General features: G+C 47.7%; 2 tRNA genes and 1 rRNA gene. All 3 read left to right on the top strand.

Annotation, left to right across the window (positions count from 1 at the left end):
• The first annotated feature begins 43 nt into the window (after window positions 1-43).
• Window positions 44-119, top strand: a tRNA-Ala gene (locus IE181_RS14575).
• Between the two features lie 27 nt (window positions 120-146).
• Window positions 147-223 (top strand) — tRNA-Ile (locus IE181_RS14570).
• 416 nt (window positions 224-639) lie between these two features.
• A 23S ribosomal RNA gene (locus IE181_RS14565) occupies window positions 640-729 on the top strand; the annotation flags it as partial.

The raw sequence follows: 729 nt of genomic DNA, 5'->3' as shown, positions 1-729 counted from the left end.
CTGTACGCCGGTTGAACTTCGAGTGATGACCTTGTTATAGAACGGGGCCTTAGCTCAGCTGGGAGAGCGCCTGATTTGCATTCAGGAGGTCAGCGGTTCGATCCCGCTAGGCTCCACCATCACTACTGTTGGTTCGAGTTTGGTGAGGGCCGGTAGCTCAGGTGGTTAGAGCGCACGCCTGATAAGCGTGAGGTCGGTGGTTCAAGTCCACCTCGGCCCACCATCAGCATAGCTGGTGCGTTCCTCGAGACTGTCTCTAAGCCTGCAGCAGGGTGCTGCAGGGTGTCAAAAAGGGAAATAGAATTCCAAAGGGCTTGCCTGGCGGATTTGATCTTTGAAATTGTGAAGAAAGTTATACTTGCACGTATAATCGGTTGAAGAACTTGTTCTTCTGGATTTTACGCGGACCCCCAAATTCCGTGTTTAAGACGATTATATGTTTGTGATGATGTGTGTAAGACTTGTCTTATATGCATCACCCAAAATGGGATAGGTTTTAAAACCTATTTCAATTGCATGCTGATAAAAATGATTTTTCATATCGCTCTGTGTTTGTAACTCAGTTCCGTAGAGTTACGCCGAGAACGCAGGGGTATGAGATGGATGCTTTCGAGTGTTTATCTCTGGATATGGAGGATTTCTCAAGTGATTTAAGAGCATTTGGTGGATGCCTTGGCGTATGGAGGCGATGAAAGACGTGACAGGCTGCGATAAGCTGTGGTGAGGTGC

It is taken from the genome of Kordiimonas sediminis (assembly GCF_014656395.1).
In the GTDB taxonomy this organism is placed as follows: domain Bacteria; phylum Pseudomonadota; class Alphaproteobacteria; order Sphingomonadales; family Kordiimonadaceae; genus Kordiimonas_A; species Kordiimonas_A sediminis.
The sequence above is the reverse complement of the archived record's forward strand: the minus strand, read 5'-3'. Positions and strand labels throughout refer to the sequence as shown.